Origin of the sequence: Sphingomonas sp. LH128 (assembly GCF_000293195.2) — a bacterium.
Lineage (GTDB): Bacteria > Pseudomonadota > Alphaproteobacteria > Sphingomonadales > Sphingomonadaceae > Novosphingobium > Novosphingobium resinovorum_A.
Genome location: NZ_ALVC01000365.1, coordinates 1 through 1,345, shown reverse-complemented (window position 1 = coordinate 1,345; position 1,345 = coordinate 1). Strand labels below are relative to the sequence as shown.

The 1,345-nt window shown below is 58.3% G+C and carries 1 protein-coding gene; it reads left to right on the top strand.

Features of this window, described 5'->3' with window-relative positions:
• A partial coding sequence (locus LH128_RS25095; RefSeq protein ID WP_008827843.1) for an IS1380 family transposase occupies positions 1-299 on the top strand: 299 nt, incomplete at its 5' end.
• Positions 300-1,345: the final 1,046 nt, after the last annotated feature.

Below are 1,345 nucleotides of genomic sequence, written 5' to 3'. Positions count from 1 at the left end.
AGCGGCACAAGGCCCAGCTGGCCAGTGATCGCACCTCGTGCCGCTCGGCCAATGCCAATCAGATGCGCCTGATCCTGCACACTGCCGCCTACTGGCTGCTATGGCGCATCCAGCAGGTGATGCCCAGGACCACTGCTCTGGCAAGCGCCGAGTTTACAACCTTGCGCCTGCGGCTGCTCAAGGTCGCTGCGCGCGTCGTAGAAAGTGCTAGCCGCATCCGCATTGCCTTCGCTTCGGCCTGTCCGGATGCCGACCTGTTCCGCGCCCTCGTTCTTCGGCTCAAGCCTGCGCCGACGTAGCCCATGCGGCAGCGCCGCAGAACTCCGAGCCCAGCCCTTCAACCCGAAAAGCCCATCAATCCGATCGCGGTGAAACAAACGCCAGCGATGCCGGTCGTCCGCGCAACACCGCCAGCGGCAGCAAATGCCCAGAGCGGGCCTGAAACCGAGCGTCGTGAATAAGAGAGGCTAAGCGCTGTGCCAGTCGCGCGCCCCGTCTTTCGGAAAAAATATAGACGTCAATCAATGCCGGTGGCGAAGGCGTTCTAGCCGGCTGCCGCATTCTTGAAGAGGTGGGGTCTGTATTGCCATCTCGATAATGGCACATGTTCGCCGTCTTCAATTTAAAGCCGCCAGTCTCTTTTGGGTCATTTTTGGGCCTGCAGGACGGGAAAGCGGATGGACTGCGCCAGAGCATCGCAAGTGGAGGTCGTTTAACGTCCACAACGGGACGCATAGCTGCATCTCCGCAGTTGATCGATAGTGTTGAAAATGGCATCGCGTAGTTCGGGGTTTGAACGAGAGGTCAGTCGGGCTCGGGCGCTCAGCCGGGCATCGCCTGCGCGGGGACCGGGATCAACTTGGCAGTTTGCGGAGATTTTGGGCGTTCGCGGCGAAGAGGAACTCATCTTTTACACCGTTTGGTCCCCGAAGAGTCATTTCTTGAAGGTCGCGCGCAGGTCTTGATCACTGGCAGCCGCCATGGGGTTCTCAAGATTGATGCTTGTGACGGTCTCGCCTGCATTCTTGCGAAGATAGTCGCGCAAACCTTTACAGAAAGCCTTTTTCCAATCTCGTGCGCGCGGCGGTGAGCTCCGCGTTATATGCATCTCAGCCGTATTGATGCTCCTTTCACGCAGCAGTCATGAATACAGTCATTCGTGCGCACTGGTGCACGGGTGGCCATGCGCAAGCGGTCGGCAACGGGCACGACCTCATCCTGACCCAAGTTGAACAGTGCTAGCGGAACACGCAGGGAACGCGAGACCATAAGTATCTGATTTTGCGGTGAGTGGATTTTGCGGCAAAATCGGGTGTGCTAACAACATTTTTGCTGTGACTGTCGG